Annotated in this window: 24 protein-coding genes; 22 read left to right on the top strand and 2 right to left on the bottom strand. The window is 39.6% G+C overall.

Translation table 11 applies throughout. The features are described from left to right. The first annotated feature begins 2 nt into the window (after window positions 1-2). The 22 genes from hflC (at window position 3) to GNP35_RS10155 (ending at window position 19,621) form a co-directional block, all read left to right on the top strand. Window positions 3-878 (top strand): protease modulator HflC, encoded by an 876-nt coding sequence (hflC, locus tag GNP35_RS10255; protein WP_155695992.1) that lies wholly within the window; start codon window positions 3-5, stop codon window positions 876-878. Window positions 879-943: 65 nt separating this feature from the next. Next, entirely contained in the window at window positions 944-1,126 is a 183-nt protein-coding gene (locus GNP35_RS10250; protein ID WP_155695991.1) for a DUF2065 domain-containing protein, read from the top strand. Window positions 1,127-1,248: 122 nt separating this feature from the next. Further along, window positions 1,249-2,547, top strand: a complete 1,299-nt coding sequence (locus GNP35_RS10245; protein WP_155695990.1) for an adenylosuccinate synthase — start codon at window positions 1,249-1,251, stop codon at window positions 2,545-2,547. Between the two features lie 134 nt (window positions 2,548-2,681). Next, complete coding sequence (locus tag GNP35_RS10240) at window positions 2,682-4,058, top strand: S41 family peptidase (RefSeq protein WP_155695989.1); 1,377 nt, start codon at window positions 2,682-2,684, stop codon at window positions 4,056-4,058. Window positions 4,059-4,124: 66 nt separating this feature from the next. Then, window positions 4,125-4,769 (top strand): tetratricopeptide repeat protein, encoded by a 645-nt coding sequence (locus GNP35_RS10235; protein WP_155695988.1) that lies wholly within the window; start codon window positions 4,125-4,127, stop codon window positions 4,767-4,769. A 75-nt stretch (window positions 4,770-4,844) separates the two neighbouring features. Then, window positions 4,845-7,343, top strand: coding sequence for a ribonuclease R (rnr, locus tag GNP35_RS10230; protein ID WP_155695987.1), 2,499 nt, complete (start codon window positions 4,845-4,847; stop codon window positions 7,341-7,343). Between the two features lie 8 nt (window positions 7,344-7,351). Beyond that, complete coding sequence (rlmB, locus tag GNP35_RS10225) at window positions 7,352-8,113, top strand: 23S rRNA (guanosine(2251)-2'-O)-methyltransferase RlmB (protein ID WP_155695986.1); 762 nt, start codon at window positions 7,352-7,354, stop codon at window positions 8,111-8,113. A gap of 61 nt (window positions 8,114-8,174) precedes the next feature. Further along, a complete protein-coding gene (locus GNP35_RS10220) occupies window positions 8,175-8,762 on the top strand; it encodes a TlpA family protein disulfide reductase (RefSeq protein ID WP_155695985.1) in 588 nt (195 codons plus the stop codon). 161 nt (window positions 8,763-8,923) lie between these two features. Continuing rightward, entirely contained in the window at window positions 8,924-9,262 is a 339-nt protein-coding gene (rpsF, locus tag GNP35_RS10215) for a 30S ribosomal protein S6 (RefSeq protein WP_155695984.1), read from the top strand. 18 nt (window positions 9,263-9,280) lie between these two features. After that, window positions 9,281-9,586 (top strand): primosomal replication protein N, encoded by a 306-nt coding sequence (gene priB, locus GNP35_RS10210; RefSeq protein ID WP_210561020.1) that lies wholly within the window; start codon window positions 9,281-9,283, stop codon window positions 9,584-9,586. Between the two features lie 10 nt (window positions 9,587-9,596). Then, entirely contained in the window at window positions 9,597-9,824 is a 228-nt protein-coding gene (rpsR, locus tag GNP35_RS10205) for a 30S ribosomal protein S18 (RefSeq protein WP_155695983.1), read from the top strand. 27 nt (window positions 9,825-9,851) lie between these two features. Next, window positions 9,852-10,304, top strand: coding sequence for a 50S ribosomal protein L9 (rplI, locus tag GNP35_RS10200; RefSeq protein ID WP_155695982.1), 453 nt, complete (start codon window positions 9,852-9,854; stop codon window positions 10,302-10,304). Between the two features lie 225 nt (window positions 10,305-10,529). Further along, complete coding sequence (locus GNP35_RS10195; RefSeq protein WP_155695981.1) at window positions 10,530-11,291, top strand: PEP-CTERM sorting domain-containing protein; 762 nt, start codon at window positions 10,530-10,532, stop codon at window positions 11,289-11,291. A 129-nt stretch (window positions 11,292-11,420) separates the two neighbouring features. Then, entirely contained in the window at window positions 11,421-12,047 is a 627-nt protein-coding gene (locus GNP35_RS10190) for an RNA polymerase sigma factor (RefSeq protein WP_330997766.1), read from the top strand. After that, window positions 12,047-12,538 carry a hypothetical protein gene (locus GNP35_RS10185; protein WP_155695980.1) on the top strand — a complete coding sequence of 164 codons (492 nt, stop codon included), beginning with the start codon at window positions 12,047-12,049 and terminating at the stop codon, window positions 12,536-12,538. Before GNP35_RS10190 ends, GNP35_RS10185 begins: the two co-directional genes overlap by 1 nt. 19 nt (window positions 12,539-12,557) lie before the next feature. Then, complete coding sequence (locus GNP35_RS10180) at window positions 12,558-13,520, top strand: DUF4097 family beta strand repeat-containing protein (RefSeq protein ID WP_196492484.1); 963 nt, start codon at window positions 12,558-12,560, stop codon at window positions 13,518-13,520. A 175-nt stretch (window positions 13,521-13,695) separates the two neighbouring features. Further along, on the top strand, window positions 13,696-15,096 hold the full coding sequence (dnaB, locus tag GNP35_RS10175) for a replicative DNA helicase (protein ID WP_155695978.1): 1,401 nt from the start codon (window positions 13,696-13,698) through the stop codon (window positions 15,094-15,096). Window positions 15,097-15,105: 9 nt separating this feature from the next. Continuing rightward, window positions 15,106-15,903, top strand: a complete 798-nt coding sequence (gene alr, locus GNP35_RS10170; protein WP_330997765.1) for an alanine racemase — start codon at window positions 15,106-15,108, stop codon at window positions 15,901-15,903. After that, window positions 15,792-16,208, top strand: coding sequence for an alanine racemase C-terminal domain-containing protein (locus GNP35_RS16305; RefSeq protein ID WP_330997785.1), 417 nt, complete (start codon window positions 15,792-15,794; stop codon window positions 16,206-16,208). Before alr ends, GNP35_RS16305 begins: the two co-directional genes overlap by 112 nt. After that, the gene (locus GNP35_RS10165) at window positions 16,186-17,469 is read left to right on the top strand and encodes a sensor domain-containing diguanylate cyclase (RefSeq protein WP_155695977.1); all 1,284 of its coding nucleotides are present in this window, start codon (window positions 16,186-16,188) and stop codon (window positions 17,467-17,469) included. Before GNP35_RS16305 ends, GNP35_RS10165 begins: the two co-directional genes overlap by 23 nt. A gap of 78 nt (window positions 17,470-17,547) precedes the next feature. After that, window positions 17,548-18,714, top strand: a complete 1,167-nt coding sequence (nagA, locus tag GNP35_RS10160; RefSeq protein WP_155695976.1) for an N-acetylglucosamine-6-phosphate deacetylase — start codon at window positions 17,548-17,550, stop codon at window positions 18,712-18,714. Between the two features lie 67 nt (window positions 18,715-18,781). Then, a complete protein-coding gene (locus GNP35_RS10155; protein ID WP_155695975.1) occupies window positions 18,782-19,621 on the top strand; it encodes a hypothetical protein in 840 nt (279 codons plus the stop codon). Here the strand turns inward: GNP35_RS10155 and GNP35_RS10150 are convergent. Next, window positions 19,585-20,058, bottom strand: a complete 474-nt coding sequence (locus GNP35_RS10150; protein WP_155695974.1) for a chemotaxis protein CheX — start codon at window positions 20,056-20,058, stop codon at window positions 19,585-19,587. The two genes, GNP35_RS10155 and GNP35_RS10150, sit on opposite strands and share 37 nt — an antisense overlap. Before the next feature lie 86 nt (window positions 20,059-20,144). Further along, window positions 20,145-21,023 (bottom strand): diguanylate cyclase domain-containing protein, encoded by an 879-nt coding sequence (locus GNP35_RS10145; RefSeq protein ID WP_196492483.1) that lies wholly within the window; start codon window positions 21,021-21,023, stop codon window positions 20,145-20,147. Window positions 21,024-21,090 lie beyond the last annotated feature (67 nt).

Genomic DNA, 21,090 nt, shown 5'->3' with positions numbered 1-21,090 from the left:
GCATGAAAACATTTAGTATGATTTTAATCGTCGTGTTTGCATTCATGACGTTCTCCTCGCTATTCGTTGTTAACGAAGGCCAAAGAAGTATTGTAATACAGTTTGGTAAAGTTAAACGTGATGACGCTGGTGCGCCAGTCGTTAACGAACCAGGTTTGCACTTTAAACTTCCTTTAGTTGAAAAAGTAAAAACCCTTGATGCTCGTATTCAAACACTTGATGGTGAGCCAGATCGCTTTGTAACAGTAGAGAAAAAAGACTTAATAGTTGACTCATTTGTTAAATGGCGCATATCTGACTTTGCTAAGTTCTATCTATCAACTGGTGGCAACAAGCTAAACGCTGAGACGCTATTAGAACAGAAAGTTAATAACGGTCTTCGTACTGCTTTTGGTTCTAGAACCATTAAAGAGATTGTTTCTGGCGAGCGCCAAGAGTTAATGCAGCAAGCTATTCAAGCTGCAAAAAGCTCAAGCGACTTAGGTATTGAAGTATTAGATGTTCGAGTGAAGCAAATTAACTTACCAGTAAGGGTAAGTAATTCAATATTCGAACGTATGCGTACCGAACGTCAAGAAGTAGCGAAAGCTCACCGTTCAGAAGGTCGTGAGAAAGCGGAAATCATTCGTGCAGATGTTGATGCAAGAATTACCGTTATGCTTGCTGAAGCTGAGCGTGAAGCCCAAACTCTTCGTGGTGAAGGTGACGCATTGGCTGCTAAAGTATACGCAGATGCATTTAACAAGAACCCAGAGTTCTTCGCATTTGTTCGTAGTTTAGAAGCCTACAAAAATAGCTTTAATAGCAAAAATGATATTTTGGTTATTCAACCAGACAGTGAATTCTTCCGTTACATGAAGAGTACGTCAGGTAAATAATCTGTCTTTAATTAGATAAAATATAAAGGGCTCTTAGGGGCCCTTTGTTGTTTTAGAGGTGCAATATGGATATCGATTGGTTTGTGGTTATCGCGATGGTTTTGATAGTAGAAGGCATGATGCCACTGCTGTTTCCCAAAACATGGCGAAGTTACATTCAAAAATTATCTAAGGAACCGATTGGGGTAATTCGCCAAGTTGGTCTAGTGTTATTCACTATTGGGCTTCTTTTGCTTTGGTTTCGATAGATATTTTTAATCGTTAAAACAGGCATCTAGCAGTTTTTATTCTAATTTTTCGATAAAGCGGGTGATCTTTACACCACTTTTTTGGTAGAATCCCCGCCTAATTTTTTCTGAGTGAATTAAATATGGGCAAAAACGTTGTTGTTTTAGGCACCCAATGGGGTGACGAAGGTAAAGGTAAGGTTGTAGACCTGCTGACAGATAAGGCTTCTTATGTGGTCCGCTATCAAGGTGGTCACAATGCTGGCCATACTCTAGTTATCAACGGTGAAAAAACCGTTCTTCACTTAATACCATCTGGCGTATTACGCGATGGCGTTAAATGTATCATTGGTAATGGCGTTGTTCTATCTCCAGAAGCGTTATTAAAAGAAATGAAGATGCTCGAAGATCGTGGCGTTCCTGTAAAAGAACGTTTATTAATCTCTGAAGCATGTCCGTTAATTCTTCCTTACCACATTGCATTAGACCAAGCTCGTGAAATCAAGCGTGGCAATAAAGCAATTGGTACTACCGGTCGTGGTATCGGTCCTGCGTATGAAGATAAAGTGGCTCGTCGCGGTTTACGCGTAGGTGACTTATTCAATCCTGAATTATTCGCAGAAAAATTAAAAGAAGTTTTAGAATTCCACAACTTTGCACTAGTAAACTATTACGGTGTTGAAGCGGTAGATTTCGATAAAACATACAATGACGCAATGGCTGTAGCAGATATGCTAAAAGCAATGGTTGTTGATGTAACAGACTTACTTGATAAGACTCGTCTTGCTGGCGAATCAATCTTATTTGAAGGTGCACAGGGCACGCTACTTGATATTGACCACGGTACATATCCTTATGTAACTTCGTCTAACACGACTGCTGGTGGTGTTGCCACTGGTGCTGGTTTTGGTCCTTGTCATATCGATTACGTTCTAGGTATCGTAAAAGCTTACACAACTCGTGTTGGTTCGGGTCCTTTTCCAACTGAATTAAACGATGAAGTAGGCCATCACTTAGGTACTAAAGGTCATGAGTTTGGTGCAACTACAGGACGTGAGCGTCGTTGTGGTTGGTTTGATGCTGTAGCAATGAAACGCGCAGTACAATTAAACTCAATTACTGGTTTTTGTTTAACTAAGCTAGACGTTCTAGACGGTCTTGAAGAAATCAAGATTTGTACTGGTTACGAATTAGCAGACGGTTCAATTGTAGATGTTCCACCTATGGCAGCAGAAGGTTATGCAAGCGCAAAACCTCTTTATGAGTCTGTACCTGGTTGGTCTGAAAACTCTTTTGGTGTTACTGAGTTTGATAAGCTTCCAAAGGCTGCTCAATCTTACATTAAACGCCTAGAAGAGATTACAGGTATCCCAATGGATATTATCTCTACTGGTCCAGACCGTAGCGAAACATTTATTTTGAGAAATCCGTTCTCTGAATAAATGCTCTATTGCACTATAACAATTAGTTACATTTTTATAGTGCCAATACCCTTCTTAAAAAGCTGTCATTCGACGGCTTTTTTTGTATGCTGACCGCTAATAATAAAAACTAAAATTAATTAGTAGGAATAAGCATGTTTAGTAGTAAAAAATTAGTGGCAGCAATCTTCGCAACGGGTCTCCTAAGTGCTTGCGGGGGAGGCTCAGACAGTGTTGAGCAGGTTGAGCTTACAGGTGGTGGGTATTCGTATTGTTCAGCGCCAGACGCCAATGCAAAACTGTTCACTTATATGAAAAACTGGTACTTCTGGAATAGAGATTTACCAACTGAGTTTGATCCAGAAGCTTATGCGGATATCTCATCAGCAATTGATTCGATGCGTGTGGCCCAAGATAAGTTTAGCTTTTCCATGTCAACTGAAGAATATGATGACTACGTAAACTCGGTCTTTTTTGGTTATGGATTTTCTCATAGTGTTAATGAAACCGAAGATGGTTTATTGATTCGTTACGTATATGAAGCGGGTACACCAGCTCAAAATGGTTTGCGCCGTGGCGATACCATGACAGAGATTAATGGTAAGCCAATGTCTGAAATTATTGCAGAAGTAAATGGCGGCTCAAAAACGCTTGGTGATTTCTTTGGACCAAATGAAGATGGGTACTCAATTGATATTAAGTTTGAAAAACCAAACGGTGATGTAAAAGAAGCGACCATTACAAAAGGCAGTATCACAGCAAATACGGTACTGGCTAAAGAAGTCAAACAGGTTACTTTAGATGAAGAAGAAAAAAATGTAGGTTACTTAGTCTTTAACTCTTTTGACTCTGTATCTGAAGAAGAGCTGAACACCGCATTTGATTCATTTTCATCAGATGGTATTGACGAGCTAGTTTTAGATTTACGTTATAATGGTGGTGGTTTAATTCGTGTGGCGAACCAGTTAAGTAGTCAAATTGCAGGTGACGCAGTCATTGACGAAACCTTTGTTCAATATCGCTACAACAATAAACAAAGTGCCAACAACCAAACCGTTCCTTTCAGCTTGGGGCAAGGCGTTGAGAAAATGAATCTTGACCGAGTGGTTGTTTTGACATCTGAAGGCAGTTGTTCATCAAGTGAGCTTGTTATTAACTCACTTAAGCCATTCATCGAAGTGGTTACCGTAGGTAATCAAACCTGTGGCAAACCAGTGGGTATGAGCCCGACAGAAATATGTGACGACGTTGTATTTGCTATTAACTTTGACTCTGTAAATGCTGCAGGCGAAGGTGAGTACTACGATGGATTAGAAGTTGACTGCCAAGTTGACGAAGTGGTTACGGGAGATTGGGGCGTTGATACGGACCCAATGTACGCTGAAGGAATTAATTACCTTAAAACAGGTTCATGTAGTAACGGGACACAGAAACATGGACTAGTTACGGCTCAAAGCTCCGCGACGGAGAAGAAAGCGAAGCAAAAAATTGATTGGACAAAAGGCCCAATAAAGGCACAAAACCTTTTATAATGGCCTAGTAATTGCTTTGGAACTGAGTACTAGTATTCAGTTCCATTGTCTTTCTTGAAGGTTATTATGAAAGTATTTAATTATCTGCTCGTTACACTTTCCTCCCTAGCCCTACTGGCTTGTTCGCTTTTTAGCGCACGTTTATATGCAGCAAATGATGAACCCCTACAAGCCGTACAAATATACACACAAGATGAGTTGCTTGATTTAATAAAACAAAACAAGCACTTAGATAGAGTTAAAGCAGATAGGTGCCAGCTAACTCGAGACATAGAAGACAGAGCTGTAAAGCTTCACTTGCCAAGTTATGAGTTTTTATATGGCGACATGTTAGCTTGGGGTGTATGTGTAGAACAAAATGCTGAACTCGGTATGTATTATATTCGCGAGTCGGCAAAACAAGGCCTCGTTGCGGCCATCGAACAGCTTGGGCGTTATTACCACGTTGGACGTTTTGTACAAAAAGATTCAGAAAAGGCATACACCTATATTTTGCGCGCCGCAGAACTGGGTAATTTACAAGCTCAATTGCGCTTAATCGATTTGCAACTAGCAGGTGTTGGCAGCCCCTATGATTTTGAAAACGCATACCGTTGGCTTCATCACGCCATTATTGCCGATGAAAAGTTACATAGCAAAGCCACTAGGCAGTTGAAAAAACTAGAAAAACTGATGCACCCTAAATCAGTAAAAGCCGCAAAAGCTCAATGAGTTAGTTATTAAATACACAAATATCATCATATTTAATAAAAGTTTCGAACATTAATTTGCTCAGTTGGTATACTAATGAGGACGGCGCAAACGCGGCGTCTTTTATTACAACTGAAAAAAGTGAACATTAATGCCAAAAAAGACCCGAATTATGCTCGGGAGAAAGAAAAGTATTCTACCCCTATTGCCAGCCGCGAATTTATCCTCGACGCGATTAAGCAGGCCGATAAGCCCCTAACATTTAATGAATTAATCAAAGTTTGTTCAATTTCAGATGAAGAACTCATTGTCGCACTTAAGCGCCGACTACGAGCGATGGAAAATGCCGGACAACTTATCTTTAATAAATTTAAGAAATACGCCATTCCTGACGAGAAAGAAATCGTTAAAGGAAAAGTATTAGGCCATAGGGACGGATTTGGTTTTCTTCAGCCAGACGGCAAAGTATCCGGTAAAAATGACTGGTACATCAGTCACAGCCAAATGCGTGGCTTACTGCACGGTGACTACGTATTAGCGCAGCCAATTGGCGAATACAAAGGTAAAACTGAAGCACGAATTACAAATATTATTGAAGGTCGTTCTGCACCTATCATTGGCCGCTGTTTCGTGGAAATGGGCGTTGCCGTTGTGATCCCAGACGACAGTCGAATTAAACAAGAGATCTTGATTGAGAAAGGTCAAGAGAATGGTGCTCGTCACGGTCAAATGGTGATTGTTGACCTTATTGAGCGACCAAGTAAACGCAGCAATGCCATAGGTAAAATCTCTGAAGTGTTAGGTGACCATATGGCACCAGGCATGGAAGTTGATATTGCACTTCGAAACCACGATATCCCTTTCCAGTGGTCAGCAAGCATTGATAAATACGTTTCTAAATTATCTTCTGAAGTATTAGAAAAAGACAAAGCGGGCCGAGTTGATCTTAGAGAAATGCCACTCATTACCATAGATGGTGAAGACTCAAGAGACTTTGATGATGCCGTTTTTTGTAAGCCTAAATCAACAGGCGGTTGGACACTCTATGTTGCCATTGCTGATGTTTCCCATTACGTAAAACATAACTCAGATTTAGACAAAGAAGCTATTGAACGAGGAAATTCAGTTTATTTCCCATCAAAAGTAATTCCAATGCTACCTGAAGCACTATCCAATGGATTATGTTCATTAAACCCGCAAACAGACAGATTGTGTTTAGTGGCTGAAATGGATATTGACGCATCGGGTAAATTAAAAGAGCACACCTTTTACGAAGCCGTGATGCACTCACATGCTCGCTTAACTTACACTAAAGTTTCAGCTATGCTGAAGGGTGACAAAGAACTTCAAGAACGTTATCAGCATGTATGGCCACACGTTCAAGATTTAAATAATCTTTATAAAGCGCTTAAGTTGGTTCGTGCCGAACGCGGTGCATTTGAGTTTGATACTATCGAACCTAAGTTCATATTTAATGCACAGCAAAAGATTGACCACGTTGAAGTGGTTGAACGAAATGACGCGCATAAAATTATTGAAGAATGCATGATCATGGCAAACGTGGCTGCCGCTCAATTTATTGAAGGCAATGATGGCCATGCTTTATTCCGCGTACATGACAAACCAGACCCTAGCAAGCTAGCAACATTTAGAGCATTTTTAAGTGAATTGGGTGGCGAACTGACCTTTAGTGATGAGCCAACACCTAAAGAGTTAAGCAGTCAGGTTAATCAGTATTTATCGCGTCCAGATGGTGAGTTAATTCAAACCATGATGATTAGGAGTATGCGCCAAGCCGTATATCAGCCAGATAATATTGGTCACTTTGGATTGGCACTTGAAGGTTATGCGCATTTCACCTCGCCTATTCGTCGCTATCCAGACTTAATTGTTCATCGCGCAATTAAAGCCATAGTGAAGAAAAAAGGTCAGAGCACTTCAGGCCATTATGCTTATACAGAAGATGAACTAGAACAACTTGGTGAGCAGTGTTCAATGACTGAACGCCGTGCCGACGACGCGACAAGAGACGTGGAGTCATGGCTTAAGTGTGAGTTTATGCAAGACCATATCGATAGAGAGTACGAGGGCGTTATTGCCTCTGTAACTTCTTTTGGACTATTTGTTCGCTTGGTAGATTTGCATATAGAAGGTTTAGTTCACATTACCGCGTTAGGTAAAGATTACTTTAACTTTAGCCCTGAAAGAAACGCCTTAATTGGTGAAAATAGCCGACAGGTATATCGCTTAGGTGATGCCATTGAAGTCAAAGTTGTGTCTGTGAATCTAGAAGATAAGCAGATTGATTTTGAATTAGTAGGTGTCAGCGGTGGCAAACGCAGAAGCACAAATGCTGGTTCTAGTCGTTCTAAAAAGCCAAGTGTGCGAGAACAGTTAAAGAGTGGCAAGTTAACGTCAAAATCAAAGTCTGAAAAGGAAGGTTCGGATTCAAAGGGTAAGCGTAAAGAAAAATCCAAACCAAGTGCTAAGCGTAAGCCTAAAAAAGATGAAACAGCGGCTAAGGGAAAACGCAAACCTAAGAAAAAACCTAAGTCTAGAGCGGCAAAACGTATTGCCAAGAAAAAAAGTGATTAGAGAAAGATATGAGTTCTGAAATAGCCTATGGCATCCATTCTTTAACGGCCATCATTGAACACGAGCCGGAAAGAATTATTGAGTTATTTGTCCTTAAAGGACGAGAAGACGATCGTATGAAACCGATTTTAGAGCAAGCTTATTCATTAGGCTTCTCGGTACAGTACACGTCAAGAAAAACACTAGACGACAAATGTGATGGTGAGCAACATCAAGGTGTTGTAGCAAGAGTTCGCCCAGCTAAACAGCGTGATGAAGGTGATTTAAAGCAATGGCTTCAAAGTGTGGAGAATAGAGATAAGCCTCCATTCTTATTAGTTTTAGATGGCGTAACTGATCCTCACAATTTAGGTGCAGTTTTACGTACAGCAGACGCCGCTGGCATCGACGGTGTTATTGTCCCTAAAGACAGATCTGCAAAGCTAAATGGCACCGCTAGAAAAGTTGCCTGTGGCGCTGCCGAAGTCATGCCACTATTTGTTGTTACTAACTTGGCAAGAAGCTTAAAAATACTTCAAGACAATAACGTTTGGATTATTGGTACCGCCGGCGAAGCAACGGCGGATGTTTTTGAAATGAAGTTTTCAGGACCATTAGCCATTGTTATGGGCGCTGAAGGCACAGGAATGCGCAGGTTAACACGTGAAAATTGTGATGAATTAGTCAAAATTCCTATGGCTGGTTCAGTTTCTAGTTTAAATGTGTCTGTAGCAACGGGTGTCATTTTGTATGAAGCGGTTCGTCAAAGAAACTCGATAATTTGCAATTAAATATGCTCAACCTTGGTCTATAATAATAGTCAAAGATTGAGCATTTATTTAGGGTCGTATTTTGAAGTTATCTAAACTCTTTTCCACACTCATTTTATTGTTTTTATCTATTTCAGTTCAAGTATCAGCAGATGATCCTGAAGTTGAATTAGATGAAGATGGTAATCCAATTGTAAAATTAGACGAAGCGCCTGAATGGGTGTTAGTCGATGGACAAGGCGATACAGTTTCATCAGCAACCTTAGCTGAAAAACCTTACGTACTTCATTTTTGGGCAACATGGTGTCCCTACTGTAAACGCTTTCAGCCTGGTTTGGACTATATAGCGGCAGATTATATTGAAAGTGGCATTCCTACTTATGCGGTTAGTTGGTGGGAAAATCCAGGCGCAAAACCAGTCAAAGAAATGGAAAGTAGAGGTTTAATGTTTCCCGTTTTGTTGGAAGGTGATGCCGTAGCAAAAGCCTTTGGTGTAATTGGTACACCAACCACAATTTTTGTTAGCCACGAAGGCGAGATAATCTACAGACATACCGGCTTTGATCCAAACGATCCAGAGTTGAGAGTAGCTTACGAGCAGCTAAAAGCGGACTTTGAAGCACCCCCAAAACCCGAGTCTGAAGACGGTGAAGATGATGATTCAGAGTAACTTCAATAAAACCGTTCAAATTTCCTTCAATTAACTTGTGTAACGCGCAAAAATCCTTATAATTGCGCGCCCAAATCAGCTATTACTAATTTTGTTCCTTGCCTTTGTTCAAGTTTGGCTGAGCTTGTCGATGAGGCTACTAATCCATAAGGAATCTAACGATGCGTCATTACGAAATCGTTTTTATGGTTCACCCTGACCAGAGTGAACAAGTTACTGGTATGATCGAGCGTTATACTGGTTCTATCACTGAAGCAAATGGTACTATCCACCGTCTTGAAGACTGGGGTCGTCGCCAACTAGCTTATCCAATTGAGAAACTTCACAAAGCGCACTATGTTCTTATGAACGTTGAAGCGACTAGCGAAGTTATTGCTGAATTAGAAGAGACTTTCCGTTACAACGATGCTGTTTTACGTAGCTTGACTATCCGTAAAGACGCTGCTGTTACTGAAGCTTCTCCTTTAGTAAAAGAAGAGAAAAAAGAACAAGCTGCTTAATTTAGGGAGTTAGCTTAGGTGTTTAATCAGTTGGTTTTAACCGGCCAAGTTTGCAAGTCACCCAAGTTTACAACCAGCCCTGCAGGTGTGATTCATGGTCAGTTTTCAATTGAGCATAAATCAATACAACAGGAAGATGGATTTAATCGCAATGCGTATGTCCGGCTTCATGTAGTAACTTGTGGTGAGCAACAGCAGCAGTTAATCAAAAATTTTATTGTAGGTGATGAAGTTCAAGTGTCTGGTTTTTTAAACCGACATGAAAGCAAAAACGGCCAAGCCATTATTGCCATTCACGCCCAACATATAGAAAGACTCAATTAGGAGAATACTAATGGCACGTTATTTCAGACGTCGTAAAGTATGCCGTTTCAAAGCAGATGGCGTAAAAGAGATCGATTATAAAGATCTAGCAACTCTACGTAACTATGTTACAGAGAGCGGTAAAATTGTACCTAGCCGTATTACTGGCACAAGTGCAAAGTATCAACGCCAACTAGCTCGTGCAATCAAACGCGCGCGTTTCTTAGCATTGCTACCATACACAGACTTACATCAATAAGATTGGTAATTAAGAGGTTTAATACTTATGAACGTAATCCTTTTAGACAAAGTTGCCAACTTAGGTTCACTTGGTGACAATGTTAACGTTAAATCGGGTTTTGCTCGTAACTTCCTTTTCCCTCAAGGAAAAGCAGTTCCAGCAAACAAAGCAAATTTAGAAATGTTCGAAGCACGTCGCGCTGAATTAGAAGCGAAAGTTGCTGAAGAACTAGCTGCTGCACAAGCACGCGCTGAGAAACTTAATGCATTAGCAGCAATCACTATTGCTTCTAAAGCTGGTGACGAAGGCAAATTGTTTGGTTCAATTGGCACACGTGACATCGCTATCGCGATCACTGAAGCTGGTGTTGAAGTAGCTAAAGCTGAAGTTAAAATGCCTGAAGGTGCAATCCGTGAAATCGGTGAATTTGAACTTGCAGTTCAATTGCACGCAGAAGTAATGGCCAACGTTAAAGTTGCAGTTATTGCTGAAGCATAATTAGAAAGATTTATCTTTTTAATACAAAACACCGCCTAGTGCGGTGTTTTTTTTTGCCTAGAACTCATGATTAGAAATAACACCAAACCAAAGATGTCAGATATTTTTACAAGCCCTGGCTGCCAAATCGTATCTATCTGTTTCTAAAGGTATAATATCGTGGTTCATTTTTTGCTTGTATAAGATAAACGTCTTAATTTTTATCAATGAGAGCTAAAAAATTCCATGAATATATTTAAGAAACTTTCCCTAATAGGGCTACTATCAACGACAATATTTACTGCTTCTAATGCACATGCTGAATTAATTTACTGGGCTGACTGGGAGTCGGGAACTGTTGATCCAACAATCAATAGAATCACTGAAGTTAACGGTACTATGACAACGTCTACATCAGTGATTGACGTAAGTTACGCTAACTCTCAGGGCATTCACTTTCTTCAAACAGGTACAGGTGTTGATTACTTTAATAGCATTCAAGACCCATCTATTTCGCCATATACAAGTGCGTTAGTAGACAACACACCAACGGCGTCAGAGATGATTGCTCTGAATCGTCAAGGAAGCCAAACATTAAATTTTTCTGAGTCTGTTGCAAACTTAGTTTTTTCTTATGTTAGTTTAAATTTGAATGGATACGCTTTTGACCAAGACTTCGACATTTTGTCTTACGGCGGGTTAGATGGTAATGCCAATGGGTACTTCGGTGCGGGCTCATCGTATAAACAAGTTATAGATCTTGGCAATGGCGACTTTGAATACCGTTTACTTGGAACAGGTGAACCACATGGAACAATCCAATTTACAGGTTCTTTTACGGACGTTTCGTGGAGAAGCTTAAGCGATGAAACTTGGAATGGCTTTACTGTTGGAATTCAAGGTACATCGGAAGAAGTATTTAATGAAGTGCCAGAACCTTCGTCAATTGCACTGTTTGGTTTAGGTTTACTAGCGTTAACAAGAAAAACATTGAAAATACGTAGTTAACTTATTACTAAATAAAGAAAAGGCCTTTTTAAGGTCTTTTTTTTTGCCTGTTTAAACCTTTTTTGGTTTGATGGTTACTAAAGCTATAACAAACAAAAATAATGACAAATATATAGTGAGCATAGGACCGTGACTGGAAATGTAATTCAACCTGCAGCGTTTAAGCAACGTCAAAACAATGCTGATGATGAGCAAGGTTGGATAGAGCAATTAAAGCAGGGCAAACAAACTGCGTTAAAGCCACTTTACGACAAGTATGGTAAACAGGTTTATGCGCTGTGTTACAGGCTCTCTGGTGACGCGGAATTAGCGGAAGACATATGCCAAGAGGTGTTTGTGCAGGTTTGGAAAAAAATCGGAAACTTCCAAGGTGATAGTCAATTTAGCACTTGGCTTTATTCTGTTACGAGTTTCCAAGCGATAAATTATATGCGTAAACAAAAACGTTGGTGGCAAAGTTGGTTTGTTGATAAAGACAGCACGTCAGGTGAAGCCATGGTTGACACTATTCCAACAAATGACGAGCAACATGATTTTGCTTTATTTAGAAGTGGGTTGGACAAACATATCGCCAATTTACCGCAGCAAGCTCGTATTGTATTTGTTTTGTTTGCCATTGAAGGTTGGCGTCATGAAGAAATATCAAAAGAATTAAATATTGCGGTAGGGTCGAGCAAAGCTCAGTATCACAGAGCGAAAAAGCTATTAAAAGAGGCCTTAACGTTAGAAGAACAAAATAGAGGAGTGGTTGCCTAATGAATTATTCAAGCAATGAGCAAGCTCTTGAGCAAGCAATCAACGACTTACCTAAAGAGTTAGAGCCGAGTCGCGATCTTTGGGCTGGTATAGAGCAAGCCGTAGCTAAAACTGAGCAAGAACACGCAAAGCCTACGATTTACTCAAATTGGAAAAGTATAGCAGCAGCATTTTTACCGATTGCTTTTTTAGCGGGCTTTTACATTAATGGCTCCAATCCAAATACAGACACCATGCCATGGTTAGAGCCCGTAACGGCCAGTTTTGAGCTGCAAAAACAACAGCTTTTAAAAAGAGTGAGTGACCACCCTCAAATAACAAATAACTGGCAACAGTCTTTAAAAGAGTTAGAGCAGGCTGAGCAATCACTAAAGCAAGCATTGAAGTCGCAGCCTGGTGACCCAGCATTGATGAAAATGTTAACGCATGTATATCAACGACAGCTCGATATTATTGCGAAAAGTCATCAACCTAAATATATTCAAATTTAACAGAGTAGGAATAATTGTAATGAATTTAACTAAGAGTCTACTGAAATTTAGCTTATTAAGCGTCATTGTTTTTTCTTCTGCAACTTTGAGGGCAGGCGAGAAAATAGATGAAACACTTACCGCAAAAGCGGATGGTCGAGTATCCATTGATGTTATGACGGGTGTTGTCACTATTAAAAGTTGGGACAAAAACGAAGTAAGAGTGGTTGGTGAATTAGATGACCAAGCTGACGGTTATCAATTTGAAAGCAACAGCAATAGGGTCATTTTTAAAGTGGAAATGCCAGAACAACGCTGGGGTAACTGGAAAGATTCTAGTGCTGCACTTACGTTTTATGTCCCTAAGCAAAGTGACCTAAGGTTTGAAGGGGTAAATGTTTCAATTGACGTAGAAGGCATCGTTGGCAGCTCACGTATTAATACCGTTAACGGAAATATTAGCGCATCGGACCTTAAAAAGAGAATTAACCTTGAAACCGTCAATGGCCGAATTAAAAGCCGAGATTTAGATGGTGCTATCACGTTAAGTACTGTTAATGGCAAAGTTGATGACAAAAACAGCCAAGGCGAAATGGAAGTCAGCACAGTAAACGGCGATATTAATATTGAAACTACCGCTCAAGATTTGTCCATCGACAACGTGAATGGCGATATGAACTTAATGTTGAGAGGGGTTCCTGACGCTGAAATTAACACTGTTAATGGCGATGTGAAACTAGATTATAGCTACGATAAAAAAGGCAAAGTTTATATTTCTACGGTGGGTGGAGAGGTTGACCTTTATGTTCCTGCAAGTATTTCTGGTAGGTTTCAAATAGAGACTCATACTGGTGGTGATATCGTAAATAAACTAACAAGCAAGCAGTCAAAGAAAAACAGATATGGACCAGGTGAATCATTAGAATTCGAAACCGCAGGTGCACTTATAAAGTTTGATATGAATACAGTGAATGGTGATATTAGTATCCTTAAAAAGGACTAATTGGCAATAAAGCCTCTGTCAATTACCAACAAAGCTGATACAAAAGATAAATAAACCACAAGACCAAAAATCTTGTGGTTTATTGTTATTGCGGTTAGTTACTATTACCCATAAAATGTCAGTTCATTACATTTTCAAATGTACTCAAATATTTAAATATTAGGTCTGGCAATACATGGCAAAGTCTTCTTATAAACCAAGTAGAGAGCAAAAAGAGCAAGTTGATTCTCTAAAGTTACCACCACATTCAATTGAGGCGGAACAATCTGTACTTGGTGGTCTGATGCTAGACAATAATGCGTGGGATCGGGTAGCTGAAAAAGTTGTTAAAGACGACTTTTATTTACGTCAGCACAAAGCCATTTTTAACGCCATGGCGGGACTAGTATTACAAAATAACCCTATCGACTTAATTACGGTTTCCGAAGCATTAGAAAAAGACAAACTATTAGAAGGTGTTGGCGGTTTTGCTTACTTAGGTGAAATAGCGAAAAACACACCAAGTGCTGCAAACATTGTTGCTTATGCCGAGATTGTAAGAGAACGAGCTGTAGTAAGAGAGTTAATAGGCACGGCAAATGAAGTTGCTGACGCATGTTACAACCCTGAAGGTCGAAGCAGTGAAGAACTGTTAGATTTTGCAGAGTCAAAGGTATTCAAAATTGCTGAGCAACGAGAGAACGCCAATGAAGGACCAAAAGATCTAAATTCTATTTTGAGTTCTACCGTTGACCGAATTGAAGAGTTAATGCGCAGTGATAACAACGGTATAACGGGCTTAACGAGCGGTTTCTCTGACCTCGACAAAATGACCAGTGGTTTTCAAAACTCAGACCTTATTATAGTTGCCGCTCGTCCATCAATGGGTAAAACAACGTTCGCCATGAACTTGGTGGAGACTGCCGCGCTAACATCTGACTACCCAGCATTAGTATTCAGCTTAGAGATGCCAGCCGATTCAATCATGATGAGAATGCTTGCCTCATTAGGCCGTATTGATCAAACTAAAGTAAGAACCGGTAACTTAGATGATGACGATTGGGCTCGCTTAGCAAGTACGCTTGGGATAATGCAGGAAAGCGGTAAGCTATACATAGATGACTCATCTGGCCTTACGCCAACTGAAGTGAGATCTCGCGCAAGACGTATTGCTCGTGAGCACGGTGGTTTGTCCATGATCATGATTGATTACCTTCAGCTAATGCGCTCTCCAGAGTATAAAGACAACCGTACATTAGAAATCGCCGATATCTCCGCGTCATTAAAAGCACTCGCAAAAGAATTAAACATTCCTATTATTGCACTAGCTCAGCTTAACCGTGGACTAGAACAACGTGCAGACAAACGTCCGGTAAACTCAGATTTAAGGGAATCAGGCTCAATTGAGCAAGATGCTGACTTAATTATGTTTATCTACAGAGACGAGGTTTATCACGAAGACTCGGCCGACAAAGGTACCGCGGAAATTATTATTGGTAAGCACCGTAACGGTCCTATAGGTCGTATTAGACTAACCACCCAACTTCATTATTCAAGATTTGATAACTACGCTGGTAATGCCATCATCGAGGATTAATCCAAAAACATGAAAATTGCAGTTGCTGAAATAAATTTAGAATCGTTACAACATAATTTACTCGTTGTTAAGCGTAATGCCCCAAACAGTAAAATTTTGGCAATGTTAAAAGCAAATGCATATGGCCACGGCACCACTGAAATTGCAAAAAGCCTCCATCAAGCCGACGCCTTTGGTGTTGCCAGACTTTCCGAAGCTGTCGCACTAAGAGCGGCGGGTATTACCAAACCAATAGTTTTGCTTGAAGGCTTTTTTGAAGCTGATGAATTACAAATTATTTCTAACCTTGGTTTAGATACGGTTCTTCATACGGAGCAACAGTTTGATGATTTTATGGCGGCCGACATACCACGCTCGGTGAGAGTTTGGTTAAAGGTTGATACCGGCATGCATCGACTAGGTTTACCTCCTGAGACGTTTCCTGCGATAAGAGAAAAAATATCTAGGCACAAGAATATCTTAGGTGAGCCTATTTTAATGAGCCACTTTGGTTGCGCCGACGACGTCACACACTCGTTAAATGATTATCAATTTTCGGTATTTGAAGAGCTACAAAATCACCATAAAGGTGAATGCTCTTTTGCAAACTCGGCTGCCATATTGTCTATTAAAAATAGTCATCATCAATGGGTTCGCCCAGGCATCATGCTTTATGGCGTATCGCCAGTGAATAATACAAGTGCCTCAAATTATGAATTAAAACCAGTGATGACACTAAAGTCGAGCATCATTGCGATTCGAGAAGTAAAAAAGGGCAAAGTGTTGGATATGGTGCCACTTGGGTTGCAAAAGAAGACACGCGTTTAGCTGTGATAGCCATAGGATATGGCGATGGTTATCCTAGGAATGCAGAAAACGGCACTCCTATTTTAGTTAACGGCGTAAAATATCCATTATCAGGAAGAGTATCAATGGATATGATCTCAATTGATATTGGTAATGAAAAAACAATAAACGTGGGTGACGAAGCAATTCTTTGGGGCGAAAATTTGCCTTTAGAAACAATTGCAGACTATGCTAAAACAGTCCCTTATGAATTGTTATGTGGAGTTACAGGGCGAGTAGAAAAACGCTTCTCTCGGGTAAAAAATGAATTTAACAATAGATCATGAACAACTACTAGACTCATTAACAATTGGCATAATTGTATTTAATAACGAGTTTAAAATAGAATATGCAAATCAAACCTGTATTAACTGGCTTGGTCTCACTAGTGATCTTGAAACCTCTAATCTTATCACCGACCCGTTTTGGACTATTGTAGATAAACACGGAGACTTACTGGCTACAGAAGAGTTTCCCGCAGTTGTTGTTGCTCGAACACAAAAGCCACTGTGCAATTATGAAATTGGGGTTCTGAATCACACAACCAACGTTTACTCATGGTTTTTATGTAACGCTTACATAGAAAAAAGCACGAAAACGCAGTTAGATAATTACGTTCTCACGTTTACAAACATCTCTGACCAAAAAGAAATTATCCCATTTAAAGACATTGTCGCAAAAGCGAATGATGCCGTCATAATTAGCCAAGCTGTTGATACTAAAGGCGCTGGGCCCGAAATTGTATACGTTAATGAAGCATTTAGTAAATTAACGGGGTATAGCAGTACAGAAGTTATAGGCAAAACGCCCTCCATACTTAGTGGTGAAAAAACCAGCCCGATCACCACTAAAAAAATAATGGATCATCTAACTCAGTTTTTACCTGTTAGAGAGGAAGTCATCAATTACAAAAAAGATGGCAAACCTTATTGGGTCGACCTAAATATTGTTCCACTCAAAAATAGTAAAGGTATTGTTACTCATTATGCCTCGATTGAACGTGATATTACGGAAATTAAAGATAAAACACTCAACTTAGAAAAGTTAGCGAAAACAGACACGCTGACTGAGGCTTTGAATCGCAGAGGATTAAACTCTGACGGCTGTAAAGCTATTGAGTCGGCATACGAGTCTGGACGTTCTTTTATTGTGGCCATGATGGATATTGATCATTTTAAAACTATTAATGACACTTTTGGACATGATGTTGGAGATGTTGTACTCAAACACTTGACTGATTTATTAAAAGAAAATTTACGAGCTAGAGATATCGTGGCTCGCATTGGAGGTGAAGAGTTTGTCATTATTTTAGAAGGTGATCCACCGCCTATTTTAATCAAAAAAGTTGAATTTTTGAGACAAATAATTGAAGACAGTGCTTTCAGTGTTAGCTCTGATATTGAATTTAAGCTTACCTGCAGCTTTGGCATAGCACAAAGCGACTTCACCACAAGAACCATCAATGAGTTATTAAAACAAGCCGATATAGCGCTCTATAAATCTAAATCGAATGGCCGTAATCAAGTAACCGTTTACAGTCCCAGTTAACCTTGGCATTATCTTAATTCAGTAAAATAAAACGACGTACTCAATAGTGACTCTCACCTTTTATATAACAGACTCGTTATGAACAAATTTATAGCGCCAGAATACTTATTTGACGGCAATCGTTTAATTCAAAATTCAGTATTAGAAATTCAAAACGGTTGCGTTTATGAGATACATCATAATACCTTGCTATCTGACTTCCCAACGGCAATATCCTTAAATGGTATTCTTTCACCTGGTTTTATAGATTTACAGGTTAATGGTGGGGGCGCGGTTTTATTTAACGATGATCCTAGCATTCATGGCTTGCAGCGTATTGTGAATGCTCACAATGTTAGTGGTACATCTCATATTCTACCAACAGTGATTACCGACAAAATTGAAGTTATGAAACAAGCTGCGGATAGTGTTTCCGCTGCTATAGAGCAAGGTTTGGCTGGTGTCTTAGGTATTCACTTTGAAGGTCCTCATATCAGTGAGCCTAAAAAGGGCGTGCATCCAGAAGTGTCTATTCGAACACTAGGTGATGCAGAGAAAAAGTTATATTCAAGATCCGACATTGGTATCAAGCTAATAACACTAGATCCCGATGCCGTCTCGCTAGAGGATATTAAGTACTTAATTGCCAACAATTGTATTGTCTCCGTTGGCCATACAAATGCATCGTACGTATCCATTAAGGCTGCGATAGATGCTGGGGCAAGTGGTTTTACTCATTTGTATAATGCAATGTCTCCGCTTACCGGAAGAGAGCCAGGTGCGGTAGGTGCGGCACTAAATAGCGAGCGTGTTTATGCTGGTATAATTTTAGATGGTTTTCATGTTGATTATGTTTCTGCAAAGTTAGCTTGGAAAATAAAAAATCAGCTAACCAATAGCTCCGCATTTCCCGATAGCTCAGAAAAGAAGACAGGTAAGCTGTATTTGGTCTCTGATGCTATGTCTTCTATAGGCAGTGACCAAACGAGCTTTAATTTATTTAATCAAACGGTATCTGTGTGCAATGGCAAGCTAACAAACGAATCCGGTACGCTGGCTGGCGCTCACTTAAACCTTCTTATGGCTGTTCAAAATACAAAACAACATTTACATCTTTCAAATGAAGCATGTTTAAAAATGGCGATAACTTACCCCGCCGAATTTATAGGCTTAGATGCAAATAAGTTCGCAGTAGTTAAAGGCAGTGAAGCAAACTTTATTCAGTTGGATGAATACTTGAACTTAATTCAACGCCATACGTATTAGTGAAAAATGAACTTACTTTAGGTTTGTTGGTCATGTAAGTAGGGCTTTTTGTAAATAGGAATTACAAATGAAATTATTATCACCTAGCATCGCTGTATTTTTACTTCTTGTTCTTTCACCAGATACTGGTGCCACAGCTATATCAACTCACTCAGTAATGAACAAACTCAATGACGCACTCAGTGACCTAGGTGGCGCGGTACCTGTGTCAGGGCATGTAGTCGTGTCATTTAATAACGTTGAAGGTGACGGTAAAAAACGCAAAGAGAAGTCAGGCCAAGTTGCGTTGATGGTTAGAGAGGATATGAATGGACTAACGACGTCATACTCAACGAACGTTTTGAAAAACATGAAGCAAGAGTCAGCGGCAAAATTAAAAGATGAAGATGCTTCAACACCGACTATTGATGCCATTAACGACTTTAGCATGAGTAATATTAATAACTTACTGTCGCCAATTGATTCACTTAATCAGCTTTTAAAATCGGCAACATTGATAAGAGTTGAGAAGTTAAAAGAACAAGTTGAAGGAGCTTCAAAGTTACACTTTACATTGCCTGTTGAAGCAATTATTACTAATAAGCGAACACGTGAATATGTAGATAAATTTGATGGAGAAATGACATTAACGGTTAAAGCTGATGGCACACCTATTGAATTACTGGCCAACTATAATGGCAGTGGAAGGGCTTATGTTGTTTTTTCTGTTAAAGCCGCAGGTACGCGACTACAAAGGTTTGATGTTGTTGGTAATAGGTTGGTAATGACAATGCGAGAGAGCTTTAGTAGTTACGACTCAACCTTTGGCAAAGGTGAAAACTCGGAAGTTCACCTATTTACACCAAAGGTCGTTGGTTTACCTAACAGGGATCACTTTACTAATACGTCGAAAGATACTTCAATATAAGCTTTGCCATGCTCAGAAGTGAAAGGAATGATTAGCGTTGAGCTTTCACATTGGTGACTAATAGTATGATTTTTACCAGACACTATAGTAGGTGTCGCCATATTAAAATCGTATCCTTTATCACCTAACATGTTTTTGGCACCACCGGTTACCATATTGGTAATTTCACCTACCATATCGGTAACTTCTTCATTTATTGTATCTGGGCGTTCCCCAAGCATTTTTTCCATAATAGATAATGCTAATGACTCTTCAAAAGTAACAGAAAGTGAGCCTTTAGTTTGAGGACTTGCCATACCTATAATGCCTGATACATCGCCTCTAGATACCTCTTCTTTTTTCATGGATGGTTTACCAGGCTCAAGCTTGGTCATTGCCATGGTCTCTAACACGTTCATTAGTGAGCTAAGAAAAGGATTAATAAACTCTACATTCATAGTAAAAAGGTTCTTTTAGTTAATTATGGGGTAAGGGTTAACTCTATAAACTTAGCTGTTAAGAACCAAAAAAGCTACCGGAATCGTTACGAATTTTTACTAGAATACATCTCTGCATCCGCTTTGATTAATAAATCATCAGGCTCTGTGCCGTGGTCAGGGTATATTGCGGAACCAATACTGATGCCAATGTTGATATTGTCACCCGAAAATTGAAATGGCTGGGAAATAGCGCTAAATATTTTATTTCGAATCGCATTTATTGTAACTAAAGAGGCCCTGTCGGTGATCAGAATGACAAATTCATCGCCGCCATAACGAGCAATAATGTCTTCTTCACGAATTTCATGTTTTAAGCGCTGAGCGACTTGGCTCAATATGCGATCACCTACTGCATGACCATATTTGTCATTAACGCTTTTAAACCCATCTAAGTCACAAAATAAAATAGCGTAGCGGTCCGTATGACGATTAGCGTTCTGGCTTAACTCGTTTAGTTTATTGGTTAAAAATAATCGGTTTGGAATATTGGTTAATGCATCGGTGTTAGCTGATTTGGCGAGTAGAGTTTCGGCTCTTTTAAACTTTGTCACGTCTTTGGCAATGACAATAATACCCACTACTTCCTGGTGTTCTTCACTGAAATGAGGCAAATAGGTGATATACAGAAAGCTTTCTTCGTTGTTCCCCTTTGGTTTTACCCAAGATTTATAATTAATAGGGAGAGCTGAAGTAAGGCACTTATTTAAATTGGGAAGAATTTTATCTTCGTAAGTTAAAGACTCAAAAATATCTTGTGGGCTTTTATTAATTAACGACTGAGCTTTATGTCCATAAAACTGAGCGTAACTATTGCTCACGTATTGGTATTTTTGGTTTTTGTCGATGTAAGCAAACAAATCAAGACTGTTTTTGAGAACAGTGTTGAAAATTTCCTGCATAAAGTTGAAAGAATCCGTATTCATAATTGCACAATTACTCCATGTATGTGTCCCCATTCTATGGATATTTATTTGAATTGCTATAACAAGT

Source organism: Psychrosphaera haliotis, from assembly GCF_009728465.1.
GTDB lineage: Bacteria > Pseudomonadota > Gammaproteobacteria > Enterobacterales > Alteromonadaceae > Psychrosphaera > Psychrosphaera haliotis.
The sequence above is the reverse complement of the archived record's forward strand: the minus strand, read 5'-3'. Positions and strand labels throughout refer to the sequence as shown.

What these genes read in the sequence shown, in the direction of transcription:
- hflC (WP_155695992.1), top strand. Translation starts at nt 3, where the DNA reads ATGAAAACATTTAGTATGATTTTAATCGTCGTGTTTGCATTCATGACG.
- GNP35_RS10250 (WP_155695991.1), top strand. Translation starts at nt 944, where the DNA reads ATGGATATCGATTGGTTTGTGGTTATCGCGATGGTTTTGATAGTAGAA.
- GNP35_RS10245 (WP_155695990.1), top strand. Translation starts at nt 1,249, where the DNA reads ATGGGCAAAAACGTTGTTGTTTTAGGCACCCAATGGGGTGACGAAGGT.
- GNP35_RS10240 (WP_155695989.1), top strand. Translation starts at nt 2,682, where the DNA reads ATGTTTAGTAGTAAAAAATTAGTGGCAGCAATCTTCGCAACGGGTCTC.
- GNP35_RS10235 (WP_155695988.1), top strand. Translation starts at nt 4,125, where the DNA reads ATGAAAGTATTTAATTATCTGCTCGTTACACTTTCCTCCCTAGCCCTA.
- rnr (WP_155695987.1), top strand. Translation starts at nt 4,845, where the DNA reads ATGAGGACGGCGCAAACGCGGCGTCTTTTATTACAACTGAAAAAAGTG.
- rlmB (WP_155695986.1), top strand. Translation starts at nt 7,352, where the DNA reads ATGAGTTCTGAAATAGCCTATGGCATCCATTCTTTAACGGCCATCATT.
- rpsF (WP_155695984.1), top strand. Translation starts at nt 8,924, where the DNA reads ATGCGTCATTACGAAATCGTTTTTATGGTTCACCCTGACCAGAGTGAA.
- rpsR (WP_155695983.1), top strand. Translation starts at nt 9,597, where the DNA reads ATGGCACGTTATTTCAGACGTCGTAAAGTATGCCGTTTCAAAGCAGAT.
- rplI (WP_155695982.1), top strand. Translation starts at nt 9,852, where the DNA reads ATGAACGTAATCCTTTTAGACAAAGTTGCCAACTTAGGTTCACTTGGT.
- GNP35_RS10195 (WP_155695981.1), top strand. Translation starts at nt 10,530, where the DNA reads ATGAATATATTTAAGAAACTTTCCCTAATAGGGCTACTATCAACGACA.
- GNP35_RS10185 (WP_155695980.1), top strand. Translation starts at nt 12,047, where the DNA reads ATGAATTATTCAAGCAATGAGCAAGCTCTTGAGCAAGCAATCAACGAC.
- GNP35_RS10180 (WP_196492484.1), top strand. Translation starts at nt 12,558, where the DNA reads ATGAATTTAACTAAGAGTCTACTGAAATTTAGCTTATTAAGCGTCATT.
- dnaB (WP_155695978.1), top strand. Translation starts at nt 13,696, where the DNA reads ATGGCAAAGTCTTCTTATAAACCAAGTAGAGAGCAAAAAGAGCAAGTT.
- alr (WP_330997765.1), top strand. Translation starts at nt 15,106, where the DNA reads ATGAAAATTGCAGTTGCTGAAATAAATTTAGAATCGTTACAACATAAT.
- GNP35_RS10165 (WP_155695977.1), top strand. Translation starts at nt 16,186, where the DNA reads ATGAATTTAACAATAGATCATGAACAACTACTAGACTCATTAACAATT.
- nagA (WP_155695976.1), top strand. Translation starts at nt 17,548, where the DNA reads ATGAACAAATTTATAGCGCCAGAATACTTATTTGACGGCAATCGTTTA.
- GNP35_RS10155 (WP_155695975.1), top strand. Translation starts at nt 18,782, where the DNA reads ATGAAATTATTATCACCTAGCATCGCTGTATTTTTACTTCTTGTTCTT.
- GNP35_RS10150 (WP_155695974.1), bottom strand. Translation starts at nt 20,058, where the DNA reads ATGAATGTAGAGTTTATTAATCCTTTTCTTAGCTCACTAATGAACGTG.
- GNP35_RS10145 (WP_196492483.1), bottom strand. Translation starts at nt 21,023, where the DNA reads ATGAATACGGATTCTTTCAACTTTATGCAGGAAATTTTCAACACTGTT.